The sequence below is a fragment of the Paenibacillus albicereus genome, assembly GCF_012676905.1.
Taxonomy (GTDB): Bacteria; Bacillota; Bacilli; order Paenibacillales; family Paenibacillaceae; genus Paenibacillus_O; species Paenibacillus_O albicereus.
In genome coordinates, this window is record NZ_CP051428.1 from 1426258 (window position 1) to 1445000 (window position 18743).

The window sequence follows — 18743 nt, forward strand, 5'->3', positions numbered from 1 at the left end:
TCTCAGGAGGTCCGCTATGGGCAAAAGAAAGAACAGGTTCATCTGGATCGCGGCGGCGATGCTGTCGGCGCTCCTCGTGTACGGGCTTTACCTTGTGCAGCTTCGGACGATCGAGCGGCAGCACGCGGTGCAGGTGCTCGTCCCGAAACGGTTCATCGCGGCGGGAGAGCGGATCGAGGCGCAGGACCTCGGCATGCACACCATTCCTTCCGGAGCGTATGCGGAGGACATGATGTCGGAGGCGTCCCTGGCTGCCGGCCAGGAAGCCGTCGTGCCGCTTGGGCAGGGCGAGCCGCTGAGGGACTGGAAGCTCGACTCCTACCGTCTGCTGCCGGCCCGCAGCGAGTCGACCTTCCAGCTGCCGCGGGATTACGTGCTTTCCGTTTCGAGCGGCATCCGGGCCGGAGACCGCGTCGTGCTGTACGCCTCGGGCGCCGAAACGTCGTCCGGGAGGCTGTTCGCCGACCCGGTCGTCGTCGCATCGGTCAAGACGAGCGGCAACCAGGAGATCGACGATTTGGACAATCCGAACTTGCTCTCGCTTGCGGAAGGCAATCGGCAAAAGATGTATGCCTCGCGCCGGGACGCCAACGGCTTGATCGAATTCGTCAATTTGAACCTGACCGAGGCGCAGTGGCTTCGGATCGACGAGCTGTGCAAGGGCGGGGAGACCAAGCTCGTCATCGCCTACAGCTCCGATTCGCTCGATATCGCGGGATCGGAGCATGGGCCATGAGCGCGCCGCTGATCGCATTCATCGGCACGACGCCGAATATCGGCACGACGTCCGCCGCATTCGCGGCCGCATGCAGGTTGGCGGACAGGAGCGGGGAGGAGGTCGGCTTCCTTTGCCTCAACCTCAAGAGCGCCAAGATCCATCGCTTCATCGGCCAAGATCGGCCGCAAGCGACGCTTGACGGCATCCGTCCCGAATTGACCTCCTCCTCCCTGGCCCCTGCGCAGCTTCGCCGGGCCTGCATGCAGCCGGAGGGGCAGCCGCTCGTCCATGTACTGGCGGGCAATCAGATGCGCGACCAAGCAGAATTCTACTCCGTCGATGAGATGGACCATTTGCTGGAAGCCGCGCGGAATGCGTTTCCGATCGTCGTCGCCGACGTCGGCAGCTACTGGGATAATGCCGCGACGATCGGCGCGATGCGCGCCGCGAGCTCGCGCGTCCTTTGCACGACGGGAGCCCTTTCCCATTTTCAAGAAGACTGCAACCGCTGGGTACGGCAAGTCTCTCCCTTGTTCGGCATCGAGCCGGACCGATTCGATCTGCTCGCCATTCAATCCCCATGGACTACTGGAGGTTATCGCATGAAAGAGATGGAAAAGGAAACTCGCTTGTCCCTGATCGCCGAATTCAAGACCAATCAAGCTTTTTATGATTCGCTCGATCGGGGCCGGTACCATGCCTGGCTCAAGCAGGACGCGGTCGGCCGAATCGCGATGGAGGAAGCTTCGGACAAGCTGGCGGAGCGGCACGGAATTCGCTGCCGTCCGAACAAGGACAAGCAGCCTTGGTTCCGCAAGCTCAAGGCTCACCGCGGAGAGCTGAGAATATGAGCGGAGAGCGGTTCTCGCCTGCCGCGCTCGCGGCGGAGCTGCGATCGGGACGGCGCCCTCCCGCTTCGACCGAGGCCCCGGCAGGACAGCAGACAGGCGGCGCCGCTCCCGATTCGTTCGCCAAGGCGGCGGAGGACATGCGGACGTACCTTGCCTCCCCTCGGGGCATGACGGACGAAGAGCGGCGAGAGTACGGAGAGAGGCTCAATCGAGCCGTGCTCGGCTATCGGCGGGAGCGGAGAGAGATCATGGCGCTCGTCGCCGACCGGCTGCTCAAGCTGCGGCTTCACGAGCTGCCCGGAATGGGGGCTCCTTACAAGTCTCTGGCTGAGGCGCTGTTCGCGGAAGTGATCGGGCTCGGCGTACTGGAGCGCATTCTGGAAGAACGGGATGGGTTGGAGGAAATCCAGGTGGTCGGCACGAGGATCTACCTCATGCGAGGAGGGACGGTGAAGCGATCTCCGATTGATTTCCAGACGCCCGGCGAAGTGGAGCGGATCCAGCAGAATCTGGTGCTGTACAACAACGACCGCATCAACCCGCGCAAGCGCTGGGCGGAGGTGATGCTGCGCGACGGCACGCGGGTGACGATGACCGCGTACGGCTTCACCTCGCTGCCGACGCTGACGATGCGGTTCTACCAAGCACAGGCCTTCCGGCTGGAGGAGCTGGCCGCTCCGGCATACGGCACCCTATGCACGCAGATGTCGCGCATGCTGCACGCCGTGCTGGCCGCGCGGTTCAATCTGGTCGTGATCGGCCCGACCGGCTCGGGCAAGACGCATCTGCTGAAGGCGCTTATCGCTGAGCTGCCCGACGAGGAACGGATCGTCACGCTGGAGTCCCGGCTCGAGATGATGCTCGGCCAAGAATTCCCGCACAAGAACGTCGTCGAATACGAGACGGACGAGGAGGATGACCGCCATGGGCCGGCTCAAGCGTTCAAGCTGGCGCTCCGGCAGTCCCCGCAGCGGATCGTCCACGCCGAGATTCGCGACGAGGACGCCAACATTTATGTTCGTGCCTGCACGCGCGGACATGCCGGCAGCATGACGACCGTGCATGCCAGCCGGCTGGAGGACGTGCCGGAAGCGATCACGGACATGTGCATGCTCGACGGCCGGGGGATGGACCCCGGGCGGCTGTGCAAGCGGATCGCCCGGCATGTCACGCAGATCGGCATCGAGATGGGGATCGCCGACGGCAAGCGGAGAATCTTGCGAATGGGCGAGATTTGCTGGCGGGACGGCGAGGCTTCTTTGGAAGAATGGGCTCTCTATCGGCGCGGAGAGGGCTGGAAGCTGGCTTCGAAGCCTAGCTCCGAAGCGGTTCGCAGGCTTGCCGAATGCGGCTTGACGCTGCAGGAGTCCGGATTCGGTGAGGAGTCACTCCATGCCTGATGCGTCTTGGCTCGTCCTGGCGGCATCGATCTTGCTGTGTCTGACGCTCCTCCCGCTGATCGCGTCCGCGCTCCGCTTCGGCGACGATTCGCGCTTGGCCACGAGCCGGCTCGACTATCGCCGGGGCAGATCGCTGCGCGAGCGGCTCCGGCGCAATCTGGAGCGGTCCGGATGGCTCTATCGGGAGCTGCGAGATACGCTGGACGCGCTTCAAACCGGAATTCGGCCGGAAGGTCTTGTTCTGCTGTCCTTGCTGCTGCTGGCGCTGGGAGGAGCCGGCGGCGCGATCCTGTTCCTCAGTCTCAAGGGGGCGTTGATGCTCGGCCTGATGCTGGCGCTGACCCCTTACGCGGTCTTGAAGATGATGCTGGTCCAGCGGCAGCTGCAGACCCGGCTCGAATTCCTTCCAGCCGCCGAGCTGTTTTATCAATGCTATCTTGTCGCAGGGCAGAGGCAGATTCGGGGGGCTCTTCGGCGAATGGTCGAGGAGAACCGGCTTCACGGACACCTCAAAGCATCCTTTGAGCAGCTTTACCGGAATCTTTGCGTCCGAGGAGACGACGAGGCGAGCCTGCGCTTGTTCTCCGCTTCTCTCGGCCATTTGTGGGGCGATTACTTTGTCCAGATTTTGCGGGTGGCGATCAGCGAAGGGCATGACATCTCGGACAATTTGCATGACTTGATTTCCGACATGCGGCGGGCCAGACGGGCCAATGAGCAGGAAAGGCACAAGCTGCTGGAGATTCGCATCGCGAACTTCACCCCGGTGCTGTTCCTGGGATTGTTCCTCGGCATTAATTTCCGCTACAACCCGGAGAGCTCCTACCGGTATTACGTGCTGGATCCTGCCGGCAGAGATATTTTGCTTAACGCCTTGGTCCTCATTTTCGCGTCCTTCGTGATGGGGCTGTGGCTTTCTCGCAAGAGAATGTAAAGGAGGGGCGACATGAAGCTCATCGAGGCTTTGAACGGCGCCGGCTTCGTGCTTGCGTGGCTGGCCCAGGCGATCCTGATGACCGTCCTGCTTTATGCGCTTCTCAAGAAGCTGACGACCAAAAGACCGCGCTGGATGCATTTGCAGCGGCGCGGGCCGGACAATCGCCTGCTTGGGGACCGCCAGCTGAAGCTCGTCGGGCTGACCCGGACGAGCCGGGTCGTGGAAGAGCGGGCGAGGCTTTTTGCCGGCTGCGGCATCCAAGGGGACGCGGCAGCCTATGCGGCCGCTCGTCGCGTCATCTTCTCGGGATCGGCGCTTGCTGTTCTGATCGGAGCCGGCTTGCCCGCGCTCGGCGCCAAGCCTCTTCTCCTTCTTCCGCTTGCAGGATGGGGAGCGTTGATTTTACTGGTGTTCTCTCTGCTAGTCGACAAGATTGCGCTGGAAGCGATCCGGCAGGCCCGCTCCGCCAAAGTCATCCGCGAAATTCATACCGTCAGCACTCAGCTGCTGTACCTGCAGGGCTCGTCGCTTCATATCCATGCCAAGCTGATGCGCTGCGTGCCGTATACGAGGACGATTCGCGGCGAGCTCCAGAATCTGCTCGGCGAGTGGTACCACGATGCGGCAGAGGCGATAAGAGCGTTCAAAGCGCGCGTCGGCACCGAAGAGGCGATCAGCTTCGCCGAGACGATCGATTCCTTGCGGCTGCATGAAGATGAAGCTTATTACGAGCTGCTGCGGGAGCGGATTCGCGATTACAAGGAGAAGCTGGAAATTGCCAAGGAATCACGCAAGGAGTCCGGTTCATACGTGTTGTTCGTGCTCGCCGGCCTGCCGATCCTGTACACGTTTCAAGTCTTCATCTATCCCTGGGTGAGAGAAAGCCAGAAGCTGTTCGAATCCCTGAACTGAAAAGGAGGTGATGGCATGCGGAACATTCTCGTCACCGTCATGATGATCGTCGTCATGCTGGTGCTCTTCAATACGATCATTGCGGACAATGCGACCGGCACCCGCTCGCGGATCCAAGCCCAAGGCACAGGCGCGAACACGATGATCGGCAACCTGGCCCCTTAATGCGAAGGAAGGTGGAGTCGTGAAAGAAATACTCGCATCGATCCTGCTGCTGGCTGCGGTCCTGCTGCTTTATGTCGCTGTCGCCCAGGGACCGCAGGGGACCAAGGCAGGCATGCAGAACTTCGGCAGCGCCATGTCCCAAAGCATCCGGAGCACGGACCCTTGAAGCAAATTCTGGTGTTCGTGCTGTTTGCGGCGATGTTCTGCTGGATGATGTTCTCTCCTGTATATAAGCATGTGCTCGTCATGCGAGAAGCGATGCTTCAAAAAGAGGTGGATTATCTGCTGGAAATCGGAGCGAGCGGAAGCCGCGGCTACATCGACGCGGAGATGCTCGGGCAGGCACGCGAGCGGCTTGCCGCCGTCGGCTTGCGGCCCGATGCAGTGGAGTTTCAGGTCAGCTCGACCAGCGGTCAGCCGGCGAATCAGCCAAGCGAGCCGCTGCTGCGGGGGACGGGGCTTCGGCTCGAGGCGAGCTATCCCTATGAGCGCCTGTTCGAGATCGACCGCCTGATCGGCATTCCCGTCCCTTCGGCGGGAGAGCGGATGAGGGCGAGCGGGCTCAAGATGAGCGAATTCGTGCCATAGCGCTCCCTAGGCGGAAAGGAAGGAACGTCGATGTACAAGCTGCTGCTGATCCTGCTCATGAGCATGCTCTGGCTGGGCGCGCATGCCGCTCAGGCAGATCAAGAGCGAGCCGTGCGGATGCTGTTCGAAGCCAAGCATGCCGTCAACCGCGCGGCTCATGCCGCTGCCCAGCAGCTAGACGAGGAGGAGCTGGCGGAGGGCCGTTTCGACGTCGACGAAGAGCGGGCCGAAGCAGCCGCACGAGAATATTTGCAAGAAAATCTGCGCTTGGACGAGCAAGGAAGACCGGTGCAGGGCTCCAGGCTGAAGGCGGCGGTTATAATCGAAGCTTGGAAAGTCATCGGTCAGGAGCAGTCCTTTCCTTATATCTATCGCGACAGCCGCTTCGGCTATGAAGTGACTCTGGACCGCCCCGGCGTCGTCCTCATTGCCCGCATCGAGCATCCTCGGCTGTTTTCCGTCATGGAGCCGATTGTCTGGCATGTGAAGGGAGCCGCTCAGCTGGTCTTGCCCGGATGAAGCAACAGCCCGTCGCCGATTCGGGCGATGGGCTGTTCTTGTTGAAAGATAATCATTCATCGCGGCGCTGCGGCTTCATTTAATAAAGCCGCTCCTTTGCACTCACCCTTGCACACCTTGCATGCGCGGCAAGTTGGCGACTGTCCCGCCATCCACGCGCAAGTCCGTGCCGGTGATGTACGAGGCCGCATCGCTGAGCAGAAATTCGACCGCGGCGGCGATTTCAGACGGCTTTCCTTCGCGGCGCAGCGGCGTGTGGTCCAGCATGACCTTCATTTGAGCTTGCTGCTCCGCTTCTTGACGGCCCATCGGCGTGTCGATCGTGCCCGGAGAGATGGAGGCGATACGAGCTCCTTTTTCACCCCAAGCCCAAGCTTGGTCTTCCACGATCAGCAGGACGCCCAGCTTCGACAAGCTGTACGCCGTTCCCGGATCGCCCTGCGCGAATTGCTCCATCGTCTCGACCGCATGATCCGCCAGTGGGTTTTTTAAAATTTCGGTGTAAGGACCTTGGCGCGGCGCCATATGCCCGCTCATCGACGAGATGAGAACGGCGACGGCGCCCGGACCCGCTAGCGGCAAAAACGCTTCCAAGACGAGGCCGGTGCCGACGAGATTGACTTCCGTAATCCGCCTGGAGTCCGCCATGGTGGGAGAGAGTCCGGCGGTGTGAACCAGACCTCTAAGCGTGCCGAGCTCGGCTGCTTTTTGCGCCAAGGCCGTCACGTCGCTCTTTGAGGTGATGTCCACGGTCTGCCAGTGCACGTCGGAGATTCCTTTGGCGGCAAGCTCCTCCTTGGCCAGCATCAGCCTCTGCTCCGATACGTCGGCCAGCAGGACGGTTCCTTTTCGGCCGACCAATTCGGCGGTCGCTTTGCCCATTCCGCCGGAACCGCCGGTAATGACATACACTTCGTTCGCCATTTTTCATTCCTCCTCGATTGTCTTGAGCTTATTGTATCCTGCATCAGCACGGGCCGTACGAGACAATCCGACCGGTTCTGTCCAGGAGATGTTCACATTTTAGTCCGTGGGCGAGGTCATCTCAGCCCAGTTGGTCAGCCCGATTTTCGTCAATTCGGTCGAGGCTTCAAAAGGTGTCAGACGGAACCCGCTCAGCACCCACTGCGAAAGATATCCGATCGTTCCGTATCCGGCGAAGGTGGCGTAGCCTTGATGACGATAGATGGCGAAGAGCCGTTCCGTCAAACGGCGCGTCAGCTGATGGACGAAATGAGGGTCTTTGAAGCGATCGGCATAGAACGTTCGGTTGGTCTGGATATGGGTGCAGAGCGCAAGCGTCGTTTCCTGCACGAGAAAAGGCGCATCCTGATGCCATGGCGGTCGAATTTCATTTCGATAAAAAGAAAGGAATCGGTCGGTGATTTGTGCGGTCACGCTGTCCATGAGATCGAACTTGTCGCGGTAATAAAGATAGAAGGTAGACCGGCTGATGCCCGCCTTTTTTACGATCTGACTGACGGATACGGCTTCGAAAGGGCGGCTTCCGATCCATTCCATCAGGGCTGCAATGATGAGCTCGCGGGCGTTGACTGGGTTCGGCACGTTCATAGCAATAGCATGTCGCTCCTTTCATCTCGAGTTGGACAGCCGATCGCAGGGCCAGTCCGCCATGGCTTCGCTCCCGCCGTCCCGCATGGCTTCGCTCCCGCCGTCCCGCATGGCTTCGTTCCTGTCGTCCCGCATGGCTTCGCTCCTGCCGTCCCGCATGGCTTCGTTCCTGTCGCCCCGCATGGCTGCGGCGCCGATCAAGCGCGCCAGCTTTCATCCTTTTCTAAACGCTGCCGTCTAGTGTACCCTTTTTTCGTGGACCATCCTAGAGCATTCCATCAATGGCGACCTTGCTCAAACCCGATTTGCCATCCCCTCTCCCTTCTAGTAAACTTTTACTAGAGCGGAATGAGTGGTGCAAGGGGAGGGCGATGGACCGATGTTCAAGCTCGGCGAGAAAGTCGTGATCGTTTCCGATCAATATGAACAAAAGCTTCCTGTCGGGGAGTATGGATATATCATTGCGTACGACCGAAATGCAGACAATGTATTCGATTACGTCGTTCGGGTTCCGGCAGAGAACCGGAACTTTCTCGTTCCGGGGCAAGACGTGGAGCTTGAAAAGGTGCTCTTGAAGCTGGAAGCGGACCGCGTGGAGCGCGAGGCGCTGATCGATTACGCTCTGGCCACCCGCAACGAGGAGCTGTTCAACCGCATCGTCCGCGGCGAGGAAGCGGAGCCGGAGGAGGAAGAGATTTCGGCCAAGGACGTTCAGAGCCGGGAGGATTTCATCCGTCAGGTCAATCTCAAGGCATGGATCTAATTGCCGTTCCAGACGCCGGGGGATAGAGGAGTGTAGAACCTAACCCGAAAGGAAGTGCAGCCAAGCATGAACGTTGTTTTTCATGGACAATCCTGTATCGGCATCACGCTCGATGACGGCAAGTCCCTGCTGATCGATCCTTTCCTGAGCGGCAATCCGCTTGCCCGGACGAGCGCGGATGAGGTAGAGGCGGACTTCATCCTGCTCACCCACGCCCATCAGGACCATATTCAGGACGCTGCCGCCATTTCCAAGCGCACGGGCGCGCCGATCGTCGCGATTCCGGAGCTCGCCGCCTACATGTCCTGGCAGGGAGCCGAGACGCTGGGGATGAACATGGGCGGCACGGTCGATCTGGGCGGCTTCGCCAAGGCGACGATGGTGCAAGCGTTCCATAGTTCGGGCATCGTGCTCGAGCACGAGCAGCGCATCGTCTACGGCGGCATGCCGGCCGGATTCGTCGTCGAGGCCGGGGGCCTCACCTTCCTGCATGCGGGAGACACCTGCCTGTTCTCCGACATGGCGCTGATCGGCCGCCGCTATCAGCCGGATGTCGCGTTCATACCGATCGGAGGCCACTATACGATGGGGCCGGAGGACGCGCTTCAAGCCGCGGAGTGGTACGGAGCCAAGCTCGTCGTGCCGATCCACTACGACACCTTCCCGCCGATCCGCCAGGATGCGGATGCGTTCGTCTCGGAGCTCGGCGGTCTCGGTCTCAAGGGTCAAGTCGTTCGGCCTGGAGGAACGGTCGATCTTTCTGGCTTGGCGTGAAGATCGGATCCTCGACAGCGGGCAAGCGCGTCCCGTCGACCGGACGAGCTGTCTTCCGGAGAGCGGCGGACTTGACGAGCGGCATCGGCCGCCGGACCTTCTTGGTCCGGCGGTTTTTTCATGCGCTTTGCCGCATTCGTTTAGCGCTGCGCATTGAGAATGTGGCCGAACTCAAGGTATAATACGGGGAATGGAATCAGGCATCAGTCATCTTGCACGGCAAGGGGGAATAGAACGATGAGCATCGACGCCAAGGCGGTCGAGCATGTCGCGAATCTGGCTCGGCTGGAGCTGAGCGAGGCGGAGAAGGAGCAGTTCGCCGGACAGCTCAGCGCCATCTTAAAATACGCCGAAAAGCTGGACGAGCTGGATACGGACGGCATTGAGCCGACGAGCCACGTGCTGCCGGTCACGAATGTAATGCGGGAGGACGAGGTGCGCGAGTCCGTCTCCAACGAGACCGCGCTGCGCAACGCGCCGGACGACGAGGACGGGCAATTCAAGGTGCCTGCCGTATTGGAATAGCCGCTAGCGGCGAAGGGAGGAACATCGGTTGGCTTTATTCGATCAGAGACTACAGGATCTACATAACGAGCTCGCTGCCGGCAAGCTGTCGGCCGCCGAGCTCACCGAGGCGGCCTATGCGCGGATCGCCGAGACCGACGAGCGGATCGGAGCGTTCCTGACGCTGAACGAGGAGGCGGCGCGCGCCCGTGCGGCCGAGCTCGATCAAGCCGGCGCGGACAAGGGTCTGCTGCATGCGCTGCCTGCGGGCATCAAGGACAACATCGTCACCAAAGGGCTGCGCACGACATGCGCGAGCCAGTTTCTTTCCAATTATGATCCGATCTACGACGCCACCGTCTCCGGCAAGCTCCGGGATGCCGGAGCGGTGACGATCGGCAAGCTCAACATGGACGAGTTCGCGATGGGCGGCTCCAACGAGAACTCCAGCTTCCGTCCCGTGCGCAACCCATGGAATACGGACTACGTGCCCGGCGGTTCGAGCGGCGGCTCTGCCGCTTCGGTCGCGGCAGGCCAAGTGTACTTCTCGCTTGGCTCCGACACCGGCGGTTCGATCCGGCAGCCTGCCTCCTATTGCGGCGTCGTCGGCCTCAAGCCGACCTACGGCCTTGTCTCCCGCTTCGGCCTGGTGGCGTTCGCTTCCTCGCTCGATGCGATCGGACCGATCACCAAAAACGTCGAAGACGCCGCTTACGTGCTGCAGTCGATCGCCGGCCATGACCGGATGGACTCCACGTCGGCCGACGTCGCCATCCCCGATTACGTCAGCTCGCTCAGCGGGGACGTCAAGGGCATGCGCATCGGCGTGCCGAAGGAGTACATGGGCGAGGGCATCGATCCAAAAGTCAAGGAAGCGGTGCTGGCCGCGCTGCGCGTGCTCGAGGACCTCGGCGCGACCTGGGAGGAAGTGTCTCTTCCCCATACCGAATATGCGGTCGCTTCCTATTATCTGCTCGCCTCGTCGGAGGCTTCCTCCAACCTGGCCCGCTTCGACGGCGTGCGCTACGGCGTGCGCGCGGACGATCCGGACAACCTTCTCGACCTGTACCGCAAGTCGCGCAGCCAAGGCTTCGGCCAGGAGGTCAAGCGCCGCATCATGCTCGGCACGTACGCGCTGAGCTCCGGCTATTATGACGCCTATTACCTCAAGGCGCAAAAGGTGCGCACGCTCATCAAGCAGGATTTCGACAAGGCGTTCGAAAAATTCGACCTGCTGCTCGGTCCGACCGCTCCTACGCCGGCGTTCCGCATCGGCGAGCAGATCGGAGACCCGCTGGCGATGTACCTCAACGACATCGTGACGATCCCGGTCAGCCTCGCCGGAGTGCCGGCGATCAGCGTGCCGTGCGGCTTCGCGGACGGCCTGCCGATCGGCCTGCAGCTCATCGGCAAGCCGTTCGACGAAGCGACCGTGCTGCGCGCCGCCCACGCCTATGAGCAGCATACGGATCATCACAAGGCGCGTCCGCAGCTGTAGAGCGCCGCATCAAGCATCAAGCAAGCAGGAGGAGCTAAGCCATGACTCACTACCATTCGTACGAGACGGTCATCGGGCTTGAAGTGCATGTCGAGCTTCATACCGCCAGCAAGATTTTCTGCGGCTGCTCGACATCCTTCGGCGCGCCGCCGAACACCCATACCTGCCCCGTTTGCCTAGGGCATCCCGGCGTGCTGCCGGTGCTCAACCGCCAGGCGGTCGACTACGCGATGAAGGCCGCGATGGCGCTGAATTGCACGATTGCCGACGTCAGCAAGTTCGACCGCAAGAACTATTTCTATCCGGACTCGCCGAAGGCTTACCAAATCTCGCAGTTCGACCAGCCGATCGGCGAGAACGGCTGGATCGACATCGAGGTAGACGGCAAGACCAAGCGCATCGGCATCACCCGCCTCCATCTGGAGGAGGATGCCGGCAAGCTGACGCATGTCGAGGGCGGCTATGCCTCGCTCGTCGACTTCAACCGCGTCGGCACGCCGCTCGTGGAGATCGTGTCCGAGCCGGATTTGCGCTCGCCGGAGGAAGCCAAGGCTTACCTCGAGAAGCTCCGCGCCATCATGCAGTACTGCGACGTGTCCGACGTCAAGATGGAGGAAGGCAGCCTGCGCTGCGACGCCAACATCAGCCTGCGCCCGTGGGGCCAGGAGAAGTTCGGCATCCGCGCCGAGCTCAAGAACATGAACTCGTTCCGCGGCGTGCAGCGCGGCCTCGAATACGAGCAGGTCCGTCAAGCCGACGTGTTGGACGGCGGCGGCACGGTCGTGCAGGAAACGCGCCGCTGGGACGACGCCCAGAGCAAGACGTTCTCGATGCGCGGCAAGGAAGAATCGCATGATTACCGCTACTTCCCGGATCCGGACCTCGTGCGCCTGCATATCGACAGCGAGTGGAAAGAGCGCGTGCGCGCCTCCATCCCGGAGCTGCCGGATGCCCGTCAAGCCCGCTATACGGCGGAGTACGGCTTGCCTGCGTATGACGCCGGCGTCATCACCGCGTCCAAGAAGCTGGCCGACTTCTTCGAGGACAGCCTGTCCTACACCAAGGACGCCAAAGCCGTCTCGAACTGGATCATGGGCGATCTGCTCGGCTATCTGAATCAGACCGGCAAGGAGATCGACGCCGTCCGCATCACCGGCCAAGGTCTCGGCGAGATGATCGGCTTGCTGGAGAAGGGCACGATCAGCGGCAAAATCGCCAAGACCGTTTTCAAGGAGATGCTGGAAAGCGGCAAGCTTCCACAGCAGATCGTCGAGGAGCAAGGACTCGTGCAGATCAGCGACGAAGGCGCGATCAAGGCGATCGTCGAGAAGATCGTCGCCGCCAACCCGCAGTCGGTCGAGGATTATCGCGCCGGCAAGGAAAAGGCGATCGGCTTCCTCGTCGGCCAAGTCATGAAGGAATCGCGCGGCAAGGCCAATCCCGGCCTCGTCAACAAGCTGCTCGTCGACGTCCTCAACGCCTGATTGCGCCGGGCCACGTCCGGGCATCGCCTGCAGCCGTCCTCTCGTATCGGGAGGGCGGCTTTGTTCTTTTCCAAAAAAAGACGCGGCAAGCCGCTCTCTCCAGGGTAAAATACAACATGCCCATGCCGGAAAGGAAACGAATCCGGCGCATACAATGAGAAGCGTCGGCGGCAACGACCGCGGCGCACGGACAATCGGCATCCATGGGAGGAATGGCATGAACAACGCGCTAAACTCGATCGCTGCGGACAGTCCTTGGCACATCAACGAATGGGAGCTGCTGCTGAGGCTGTTCCTCGCGGTTCTGCTCGGCGGACTCGTCGGATTCGAACGGGAGCAGTCCAACCACGCCGCCGGATTCCGCACCAACATCCTCGTCTGTCTCGGCTCCTGCCTGCTCATGCTGCTGTCCATCTACGGCTTCGCCCAGTTCGTCAACGAGACGAACGTGCGGCTTGATCCCGCCCGCCTCGCCGCGCAGGTCATCACCGGCATCGGCTTCCTAGGGGCCGGGACGATTCTGTTCACCGGCAAGTCGATTACCGGCCTGACGACGGCCGCTTCGCTCTGGGTCGTCTCCGCCATCGGCCTGTCGGTCGGCGCCGGCTTTCTGCTGCCGGCGATCGCGGCGACCGTGCTGGTGCTGCTCGTGCTGGTGCTGTTCAACAAGCTGGAAAAAAAGTTCAGCGGGGGCAAGCGCGAGCATCATCTCAAGGTGCTCGCCGATGAAAAGGAAGCGCTGCTCCAGGCCGTGAGCGCCTTGCTCGCGGAACAGGGCATCGTCATGCGCAAGCTGTCGCTTCAAGAGTACGGAGACCGGGAGCTGGAGCGGCCGCGGGTCATGCTGCTTTTGCATATTACCTTCCCGCAACAAGATAAGCTGATTCCATTGCTGGAAAAAATCAAGGGTCTGGAGGGCGTCCATGCCGTGAGTGCCGAATGAGCGCAGAATCGCGGAACCGCAAAAACCGCTGGCTGACCGGTCTATACGCCGCTCTTCTCCCGGGAGGAGGCCATCTGTATTTAGGCTGGTATGGCCGCGGCCTGCTGCTGCTGCTCGTCGTGCTGCTTGATCTGGCGGCGCTCATCCGCTTTTCCGACTCGACCAGCGGCAGCCGGGCGCTGCTCCTGCTCTATTTGGGCTACGCCCTGCCGGCATTGTATTTCTATAGCGTTTTTGATGCCCTGGAAATTCATTCCCGGAGCAAGCTTGCCGCCGGCAGCAGAGGAGGCGGCGCGGGACCGTTTTCGATCCGGCACAGCCTCGTGCTGGTAGGCGGAGGCTTGCTGCTGCTGTTCCTGATCCGTCCGACCGAGGCCGTCCAGCCTCGGCTCGACTGGATCGGAGACATGGCATCCGGAGCGGTGCTGCTCGCTCTGGCGGCATGGCTGTCGCTGAGGCGGAGTCCGGAGCAGTTCCGTTTCGGACGCCTCAGCGCCATCCTGCTGCTTGCGGCATGCGGAGCCATTCTTCTGTGGGATCAGATCCGGGAGCGCAACGATATCGGCCTGCTCTCGGAGTGGTGGCCGGTGCTGTTCGTCCTTGCCGGAGCCGAGATGCTCCTGTTCCAGCTTCTCGAAAGACGCCGTCCCGGTCGACGCCTGACGATCGGGGCGGGAGCGGCTGCCGCCGCCGTGCTGCTCATCGGATCGGCCTATGCCGTCACGCAGTACGGGGGCTTGCCGTTCCGCTGGCTGGACCAGTACGCGGGTCGGACGAGCCTGGAGAACCTGTCGGAGGAAAAAGGCTTCCACTTCGAGCAGGAACCGATCTTCCTTGCGCTTGAGGGGCAGGTGGCAAGCGTCATCATCGACAATCCGAACGGAGACGTGACGGTTCGTGCCGCTTCGGACCCGAGCAGCCGCCAAGTGACCGTTCAGGCCGAGCTGTGGGTCGATACGGAAGATTCCAAGGAAGCGGATCATGTCCGCGAGAAGTCCAAGCTCAAAGTCAGCTCGGAGGGAAAGCTGGAGATTGCGGCCCAAGGCATGCCCTACGGAGCCAATGGATCCCGCTTGCCCCGCTACAATCTGATCGTGACGATGCCGGCCGATCTGGAAGCTTCGTTCCGGTCGGATGAAACCGCTCCGCTCCCGATGCTTCCTCTTCCGTCCATGCCGTCAGGCCTATTTTCTCCGTCGCCCTCCAGCGTCCCGACGAACGTCGCGGCCCAATCGGCGGACAGGAGCAGCGCCGGCTCGTCCGCAAGCGCCGTCTCCAGCGTCGCGACAGCGGGACCGAGCATGCTTCCTTCTCCCTCCGCAGAGCCCGAAGCCTCGCCTTCGCCGAGTCCGTCCGCCTCTCCGACTCCGGGGCCGGAGGCGGTCAAGCTGCTGCTCCATGCGGGCAACGGCAACGTATCCATGTCGGGGCTGACGGCCGAAGGCGGGCTGACGGTCAAAAATGGCAATGGCGCCATCGAGCTGCGGGACCTTCGAGGCAAGGTGGAAGCCGACACGACTAGCGGCAACATCACGGCGGAACGAATCGCCGGCGATGCCGCCCTGTCCGCTCGCGACGGGAGCATCCAGGCTTCCCGCATCGACGGCTCGATCAACGCCTATACGAGCAACGGCAACCTCGAAATCAGCGAGATCGAAGGGGATTCGGCGATCCTCGAAACGAAAAACGGATTCATCCGAGTCGAGGAAGTAGCGGGCAGCCTGCAGGCGGATACGCTGAACGGCGAAATCCGCATCCGCAGCTCGACCGTAGGCGGGGGCTGGGACATCGACAGCTCGATCGGCGAGGTCATGCTGTCCCTTCCGACGACCTCCTCCTATGTCATGGACGGCGCGGTCACGTTCGGCGAGATCCGCACCGAGCTCCCGCTGCAGGTGACGAAAAAGCGTGTCGAAGGCACGATCGGGCTTGGCATTCATCGGATCCGCGTGGATGCGAACAGCGACATCTCCATCTTTGCCTACCCGTCCATGCCCGAATGATTCCAGCTGCGCGGGCGCCGGTTTCATTGACAAAACGTGAATTTCACGCGTACAATGGAACTACTACAAAGTAATTAAGACTATAAGGAAGGCGTGATCGGGAATGGGAGCCAGCGTAGAACAAGCTTTAGAGCAGCTTAAATCCAGCGGCGTCCGCATGACCCCGCAGCGTCACGCGATACTTGGGTTTCTGATGAACTCGATGACTCATCCGACTGCGGATGAGATCTATAAAGCTTTGTCACCCGATTTCCCGAGCATGAGCGTCGCGACGATCTACAACAACCTCCGGCTGTTCGTGGAGGCGGGTCTCGTGCGGGAGCTGACCTACGGAGACGACTCAAGCCGTTTCGACGCGAACTTGACGGATCATTATCATGCTATTTGCAAACAATGCGGCGAGATTGTCGATTTCGACTACCCGCCGCTGATGGAGGTCGAACGGGCCGCTTCGCGGGAGACCGGATTCCGCGTCGAGGGGCATCGCATGGAGATTTACGGCGTGTGCACGTCCTGCCGGACTGCCGTGCCGCATTCATAACCGAGCCTGGAGAAGCCTCGCTTCGCGGGGCTTTTTTTTGCATTTTTTTTCCGATAGACTCATAGAGTAGAGAGACAACTTTCCGGCGGCAACAATCGTCTAGGACAAGACAGCAAAGGAGCGTGACGCATGAAGAGGGGACAGGCCCAAGGAGGCAGGCGCCGCAAGAGCGGCTTCCGACGGCTGCTTGGCTTTTGCTTGGCGATTGGAGTTGTAGCTGGTGCTTGGGGAGCTTACCATAAGCTGATGCCGAGCCGTGAATATATGAAGCCGGAATACGCGCATGCCCATCCTCTGTTCTACGGCGGAATGGATCTGAAGGAAGGCGCGCTGATCGAGCAGGGGCAGACGCTGCTTCCGCTCGAGGCCATCAAGGCGGTGCTCGGCAGCGATCTTCCGGTCTGGTATGAGGAGAAGACGCAGTCGATCATTCTCACGAGTGACACGAAGGTGCTCTTCATGAAAAAAGACCAGCTGCAGGCCAAGCTCGGAGACAAGCCGTTCCAGCTTGCCGTTGCCCCTGTGGAGCGCGATGGACGCATTTACATGCCTCTTTCGCCGCTCAAGACCTTGTACGGCATCCAGGCGCAGACATCCCCTTCGAGCGGCGTCATGACGCTGGAAAGAGCAGGGGATCGGATGCGGATGGCCGTGCCCGCCGAGGACGAAGAAATCGCGGTACGGTCGGAGCCGTCCATCCACAGTCCTTATGTCGAGCTGGCCGGGCCGGGTCAGACCTTGATCGTGTGGGACGAGCAGGAGGATTGGTACAAGGTGCAGGGTCCCGAGGGCCACTCGGGCTATGTCCGCCAAAAGGAGCTCCGTTTTTCCGAAGACCGCGTCATTGCGCCGCTGGCGGAGGCCGAGCCTGCCCTGCCGTGGAAAGCCGGCCAAAAGGTCAACCTGACCTGGGAAGCGGTCTACAACAAGCCTCCCGATCCGTCCGGGTACCCCGCGATGGAAGGCGTCAACGTCGTCAGTCCGACTTGGTTCGAGGTCAGCGACGGCAGCGGCCAGATCCGCAGCAAGGCGGATGCGTCCTATGCGGCATGGGCGCGCCAGCGAGGAATGCAGGTGTGGGCTTTGTTCAGCAACGCCTTCGATCCGGATCTGACGACCAAGGTGCTCTCGAGCGTCGAAACCCGGTTCACGATGATTCGTCAGCTGCTTGCATACGCGGAGATGTATAAGCTGCAAGGAATCAATATCGACTTCGAGAACGTCCGGACATCCGACAAGCAGAACTTCGTGCAGTTCGTGCGCGAGCTGTCGCCGATGCTTCATGAAGCAGGGCTGATCGTCTCGATCGACGTCACTCCCAAGTCCAATAGCGAGATGTGGTCGCTCTTCCTCGACCGGGAGGCGCTGATCGGCAGCGTCGATTACATGATGCTGATGGCGTACGATGAGCATTGGGCGAGCAGTCCCAAGGCCGGCTCGGTCGCCTCGCTCCCGTGGGTGGAGAACTCGATCCAGCGACTGCTGGAGGAAGACGGGGTCGATCCGGCGAAGCTCGTCCTGAGCATGCCGCTGTATACTCGAATTTGGAGCGAGTCCAAGGGAGAAGATGGAAGCATCGACGTATCGTCCAAGGCAGTCGGCATGGAGCGCATCGAGGAGATCGTTCGCAACCGCAAGCTGACGCCGGTTTTCGACGAGGCGGCCGGACAGAACTACATCGAGTATGTCGAAAAGGAAGGCGTCCTGAGCCGGATCTGGATCGAGGATGCGCGATCGATCGAAGCCAGGGTGGCGCTCGTGCACAAGTACGGCCTTGCCGGCGTGGCGACATGGGCGCGTTCCTTCCAGACGGACCGCATATGGGGCGTCATTCACGAGAGCCTGTCCGACCCCTCCTGAGTTCGGAAAGTAAAATAACCGCCAAGCCCGCGAGCGGGCAACTCTCCTGATATCGTGCAAGAAAACAAGCTGAAGCCGGTCGACGACCGGTTTCAGCTTGTTTCGCTTTTCCAATGAATGGACGCTCGCATCACGTTTGGTACAGCCGATACGTCCTCATCCCGACCTTCATGGAGCCGACTCGCTCCCGTTTCCAGTTCGAGCAGATCGTAGTGGAAAGTCCTGTCTTTTTCCGCTCCATAAAAAATGCACCTCCTGGAACGAGTCATCGATTGACCCAGGGGGTCCGATGTGCCCATTCCAAGAGGCGCACTTCATGAGAGGCTTGCGGGTCATCTTTAACTCAAGCGTGATTGGTCGGGGGAGCTGGCTTGTCCTCCGGCATGGAGAGCGGATCGGACGGCTCGTAGCCTTCCGTGGCGCGCTCCGCATCCAGCGTCAAGATCGTCTTGCAGTACATGCAGCGATCGGTGCGTCCAAGGATTTTGGTCTGGCGGCCGCATTCCGGACAGATCAGCATGACCGCGCTCGTCGAGAGCATGCCTGCCCAGAAGTAGATGCCGACGCTCACCACCAGCGCAATCATGCCGATAACCATGAATACGGCAGCGAATACTTTGCCGGTCTGGCCCCAGAATACGATGCCGGCCGTACCTAAGATCATGACGCCCATGCCGACAAGGATGAGGACGAGCCCCCATAAGCGGAACT

At 61.1% G+C, this 18743-nt stretch carries 21 protein-coding genes (1 of these 21 running past the window's edge); 18 read left to right on the forward strand and 3 right to left on the reverse strand.

Annotated features, from left to right (window positions below; genetic code table 11):
* Positions 1-16 precede the first annotated feature (16 nt).
* Genes HGI30_RS06240 through HGI30_RS06280 form a run of 9 tightly spaced genes read left to right on the forward strand, consistent with a single transcriptional unit; the run spans position 17 to position 6090 of the window.
* On the forward strand, positions 17-736 hold the full coding sequence (locus HGI30_RS06240; protein WP_168906852.1) for an SAF domain-containing protein: 720 nt from the start codon (positions 17-19) through the stop codon (positions 734-736).
* On the forward strand, positions 733-1569 hold the full coding sequence (locus HGI30_RS06245) for a CpaE/TadZ family protein (RefSeq protein ID WP_168906853.1): 837 nt from the start codon (positions 733-735) through the stop codon (positions 1567-1569). Before HGI30_RS06240 ends, HGI30_RS06245 begins: the two co-directional genes overlap by 4 nt.
* Positions 1566-2969, forward strand: a complete 1404-nt coding sequence (locus HGI30_RS06250) for an ATPase, T2SS/T4P/T4SS family (protein ID WP_168906854.1) — start codon at positions 1566-1568, stop codon at positions 2967-2969. The genes HGI30_RS06245 and HGI30_RS06250 overlap by 4 nt, the downstream gene beginning before the upstream one ends.
* Entirely contained in the window at positions 2962-3903 is a 942-nt protein-coding gene (locus HGI30_RS06255; protein WP_168909759.1) for a magnesium transporter CorA family protein, read from the forward strand. Before HGI30_RS06250 ends, HGI30_RS06255 begins: the two co-directional genes overlap by 8 nt.
* A 12-nt stretch (positions 3904-3915) precedes the next feature.
* Complete coding sequence (locus HGI30_RS06260) at positions 3916-4818, forward strand: hypothetical protein (protein WP_168906855.1); 903 nt, start codon at positions 3916-3918, stop codon at positions 4816-4818.
* A gap of 15 nt (positions 4819-4833) precedes the next feature.
* Positions 4834-4983 (forward strand): hypothetical protein, encoded by a 150-nt coding sequence (locus tag HGI30_RS06265; protein WP_168906856.1) that lies wholly within the window; start codon positions 4834-4836, stop codon positions 4981-4983.
* Between the two features lie 19 nt (positions 4984-5002).
* Positions 5003-5149 (forward strand): hypothetical protein, encoded by a 147-nt coding sequence (locus HGI30_RS06270; protein WP_168906857.1) that lies wholly within the window; start codon positions 5003-5005, stop codon positions 5147-5149.
* A complete protein-coding gene (locus HGI30_RS06275) occupies positions 5146-5571 on the forward strand; it encodes a hypothetical protein (RefSeq protein WP_168906858.1) in 426 nt (141 codons plus the stop codon). The genes HGI30_RS06270 and HGI30_RS06275 overlap by 4 nt, the downstream gene beginning before the upstream one ends.
* Before the next feature lie 30 nt (positions 5572-5601).
* The gene (locus tag HGI30_RS06280; protein WP_168906859.1) at positions 5602-6090 is read left to right on the forward strand and encodes a hypothetical protein; all 489 of its coding nucleotides are present in this window, start codon (positions 5602-5604) and stop codon (positions 6088-6090) included.
* A gap of 102 nt (positions 6091-6192) precedes the next feature.
* Here the strand turns inward: HGI30_RS06280 and HGI30_RS06285 are convergent, their stop codons facing one another.
* The gene (locus HGI30_RS06285; RefSeq protein WP_168906860.1) at positions 6193-7014 is read right to left on the reverse strand and encodes an SDR family oxidoreductase; all 822 of its coding nucleotides are present in this window, start codon (positions 7012-7014) and stop codon (positions 6193-6195) included.
* A 99-nt stretch (positions 7015-7113) separates the two neighbouring features.
* Complete coding sequence (locus HGI30_RS06290) at positions 7114-7662, reverse strand: TetR/AcrR family transcriptional regulator (RefSeq protein WP_168906861.1); 549 nt, start codon at positions 7660-7662, stop codon at positions 7114-7116.
* A 379-nt stretch (positions 7663-8041) separates the two neighbouring features.
* On the opposite strand from HGI30_RS06290, the gene HGI30_RS06295 reads away from it, so the two are divergent.
* The 9 genes from HGI30_RS06295 (at position 8042) to HGI30_RS06335 (ending at position 18032) form a co-directional block, all read left to right on the forward strand.
* A complete protein-coding gene (locus HGI30_RS06295) occupies positions 8042-8425 on the forward strand; it encodes an ATPase (RefSeq protein ID WP_168906862.1) in 384 nt (127 codons plus the stop codon).
* Between the two features lie 66 nt (positions 8426-8491).
* Positions 8492-9199, forward strand: coding sequence for a metal-dependent hydrolase (locus HGI30_RS06300; protein ID WP_168906863.1), 708 nt, complete (start codon positions 8492-8494; stop codon positions 9197-9199).
* A 237-nt stretch (positions 9200-9436) separates the two neighbouring features.
* Positions 9437-9724: an Asp-tRNA(Asn)/Glu-tRNA(Gln) amidotransferase subunit GatC gene (gene gatC / locus HGI30_RS06305; RefSeq protein WP_168906864.1), complete on the forward strand. Its 288-nt coding sequence runs from the start codon at positions 9437-9439 to the stop codon at positions 9722-9724.
* 28 nt (positions 9725-9752) lie between these two features.
* A complete protein-coding gene (gene gatA / locus HGI30_RS06310) occupies positions 9753-11201 on the forward strand; it encodes an Asp-tRNA(Asn)/Glu-tRNA(Gln) amidotransferase subunit GatA (protein ID WP_168906865.1) in 1449 nt (482 codons plus the stop codon).
* Positions 11202-11242: 41 nt separating this feature from the next.
* Entirely contained in the window at positions 11243-12685 is a 1443-nt protein-coding gene (gatB, locus tag HGI30_RS06315; RefSeq protein WP_168906866.1) for an Asp-tRNA(Asn)/Glu-tRNA(Gln) amidotransferase subunit GatB, read from the forward strand.
* Between the two features lie 217 nt (positions 12686-12902).
* Positions 12903-13628 carry an MgtC/SapB family protein gene (locus HGI30_RS06320; RefSeq protein WP_168906867.1) on the forward strand — a complete coding sequence of 242 codons (726 nt, stop codon included), beginning with the start codon at positions 12903-12905 and terminating at the stop codon, positions 13626-13628.
* Positions 13625-15631: a DUF4097 family beta strand repeat-containing protein gene (locus HGI30_RS06325; RefSeq protein ID WP_168906868.1), complete on the forward strand. Its 2007-nt coding sequence runs from the start codon at positions 13625-13627 to the stop codon at positions 15629-15631. The genes HGI30_RS06320 and HGI30_RS06325 overlap by 4 nt, the downstream gene beginning before the upstream one ends.
* Before the next feature lie 103 nt (positions 15632-15734).
* Positions 15735-16172, forward strand: coding sequence for a peroxide-responsive transcriptional repressor PerR (gene perR / locus HGI30_RS06330; protein ID WP_168906869.1), 438 nt, complete (start codon positions 15735-15737; stop codon positions 16170-16172).
* Between the two features lie 246 nt (positions 16173-16418).
* Entirely contained in the window at positions 16419-18032 is a 1614-nt protein-coding gene (locus HGI30_RS06335; RefSeq protein WP_235680342.1) for a glycosyl hydrolase family 18 protein, read from the forward strand.
* 343 nt (positions 18033-18375) lie between these two features.
* On the opposite strand, the gene HGI30_RS06340 is transcribed toward HGI30_RS06335, so the two are convergent.
* Positions 18376-18743: the 3' portion of a YgzB family protein gene (locus HGI30_RS06340; protein WP_168906871.1), read on the reverse strand. It continues 28 nt past the right edge of the window; only the last 368 of its 396 coding nucleotides appear in the window; its start codon lies beyond the right edge, outside the window — the gene reads right to left on this strand; its stop codon occupies positions 18376-18378.

Bases quoted from the DNA above. Each gene is read 5' to 3' on its own strand.
- HGI30_RS06265 (WP_168906856.1), top strand. From the start codon at position 4,834: ATGCGGAACATTCTCGTCACCGTCATGATGATCGTCGTCATGCTGGTG.
- HGI30_RS06240 (WP_168906852.1), top strand. From the start codon at position 17: ATGGGCAAAAGAAAGAACAGGTTCATCTGGATCGCGGCGGCGATGCTG.
- HGI30_RS06245 (WP_168906853.1), top strand. From the start codon at position 733: ATGAGCGCGCCGCTGATCGCATTCATCGGCACGACGCCGAATATCGGC.
- perR (WP_168906869.1), top strand. From the start codon at position 15,735: ATGGGAGCCAGCGTAGAACAAGCTTTAGAGCAGCTTAAATCCAGCGGC.
- gatC (WP_168906864.1), top strand. From the start codon at position 9,437: ATGAGCATCGACGCCAAGGCGGTCGAGCATGTCGCGAATCTGGCTCGG.
- HGI30_RS06285 (WP_168906860.1), bottom strand. From the start codon at position 7,014: ATGGCGAACGAAGTGTATGTCATTACCGGCGGTTCCGGCGGAATGGGC.
- HGI30_RS06300 (WP_168906863.1), top strand. From the start codon at position 8,492: ATGAACGTTGTTTTTCATGGACAATCCTGTATCGGCATCACGCTCGAT.
- HGI30_RS06335 (WP_235680342.1), top strand. From the start codon at position 16,419: ATGCCGAGCCGTGAATATATGAAGCCGGAATACGCGCATGCCCATCCT.
- HGI30_RS06290 (WP_168906861.1), bottom strand. From the start codon at position 7,662: ATGAACGTGCCGAACCCAGTCAACGCCCGCGAGCTCATCATTGCAGCC.
- HGI30_RS06255 (WP_168909759.1), top strand. From the start codon at position 2,962: ATGCCTGATGCGTCTTGGCTCGTCCTGGCGGCATCGATCTTGCTGTGT.
- HGI30_RS06320 (WP_168906867.1), top strand. From the start codon at position 12,903: ATGAACAACGCGCTAAACTCGATCGCTGCGGACAGTCCTTGGCACATC.
- HGI30_RS06280 (WP_168906859.1), top strand. From the start codon at position 5,602: ATGTACAAGCTGCTGCTGATCCTGCTCATGAGCATGCTCTGGCTGGGC.
- HGI30_RS06260 (WP_168906855.1), top strand. From the start codon at position 3,916: ATGAAGCTCATCGAGGCTTTGAACGGCGCCGGCTTCGTGCTTGCGTGG.
- gatB (WP_168906866.1), top strand. From the start codon at position 11,243: ATGACTCACTACCATTCGTACGAGACGGTCATCGGGCTTGAAGTGCAT.
- HGI30_RS06295 (WP_168906862.1), top strand. From the start codon at position 8,042: ATGTTCAAGCTCGGCGAGAAAGTCGTGATCGTTTCCGATCAATATGAA.
- HGI30_RS06250 (WP_168906854.1), top strand. From the start codon at position 1,566: ATGAGCGGAGAGCGGTTCTCGCCTGCCGCGCTCGCGGCGGAGCTGCGA.
- HGI30_RS06325 (WP_168906868.1), top strand. From the start codon at position 13,625: ATGAGCGCAGAATCGCGGAACCGCAAAAACCGCTGGCTGACCGGTCTA.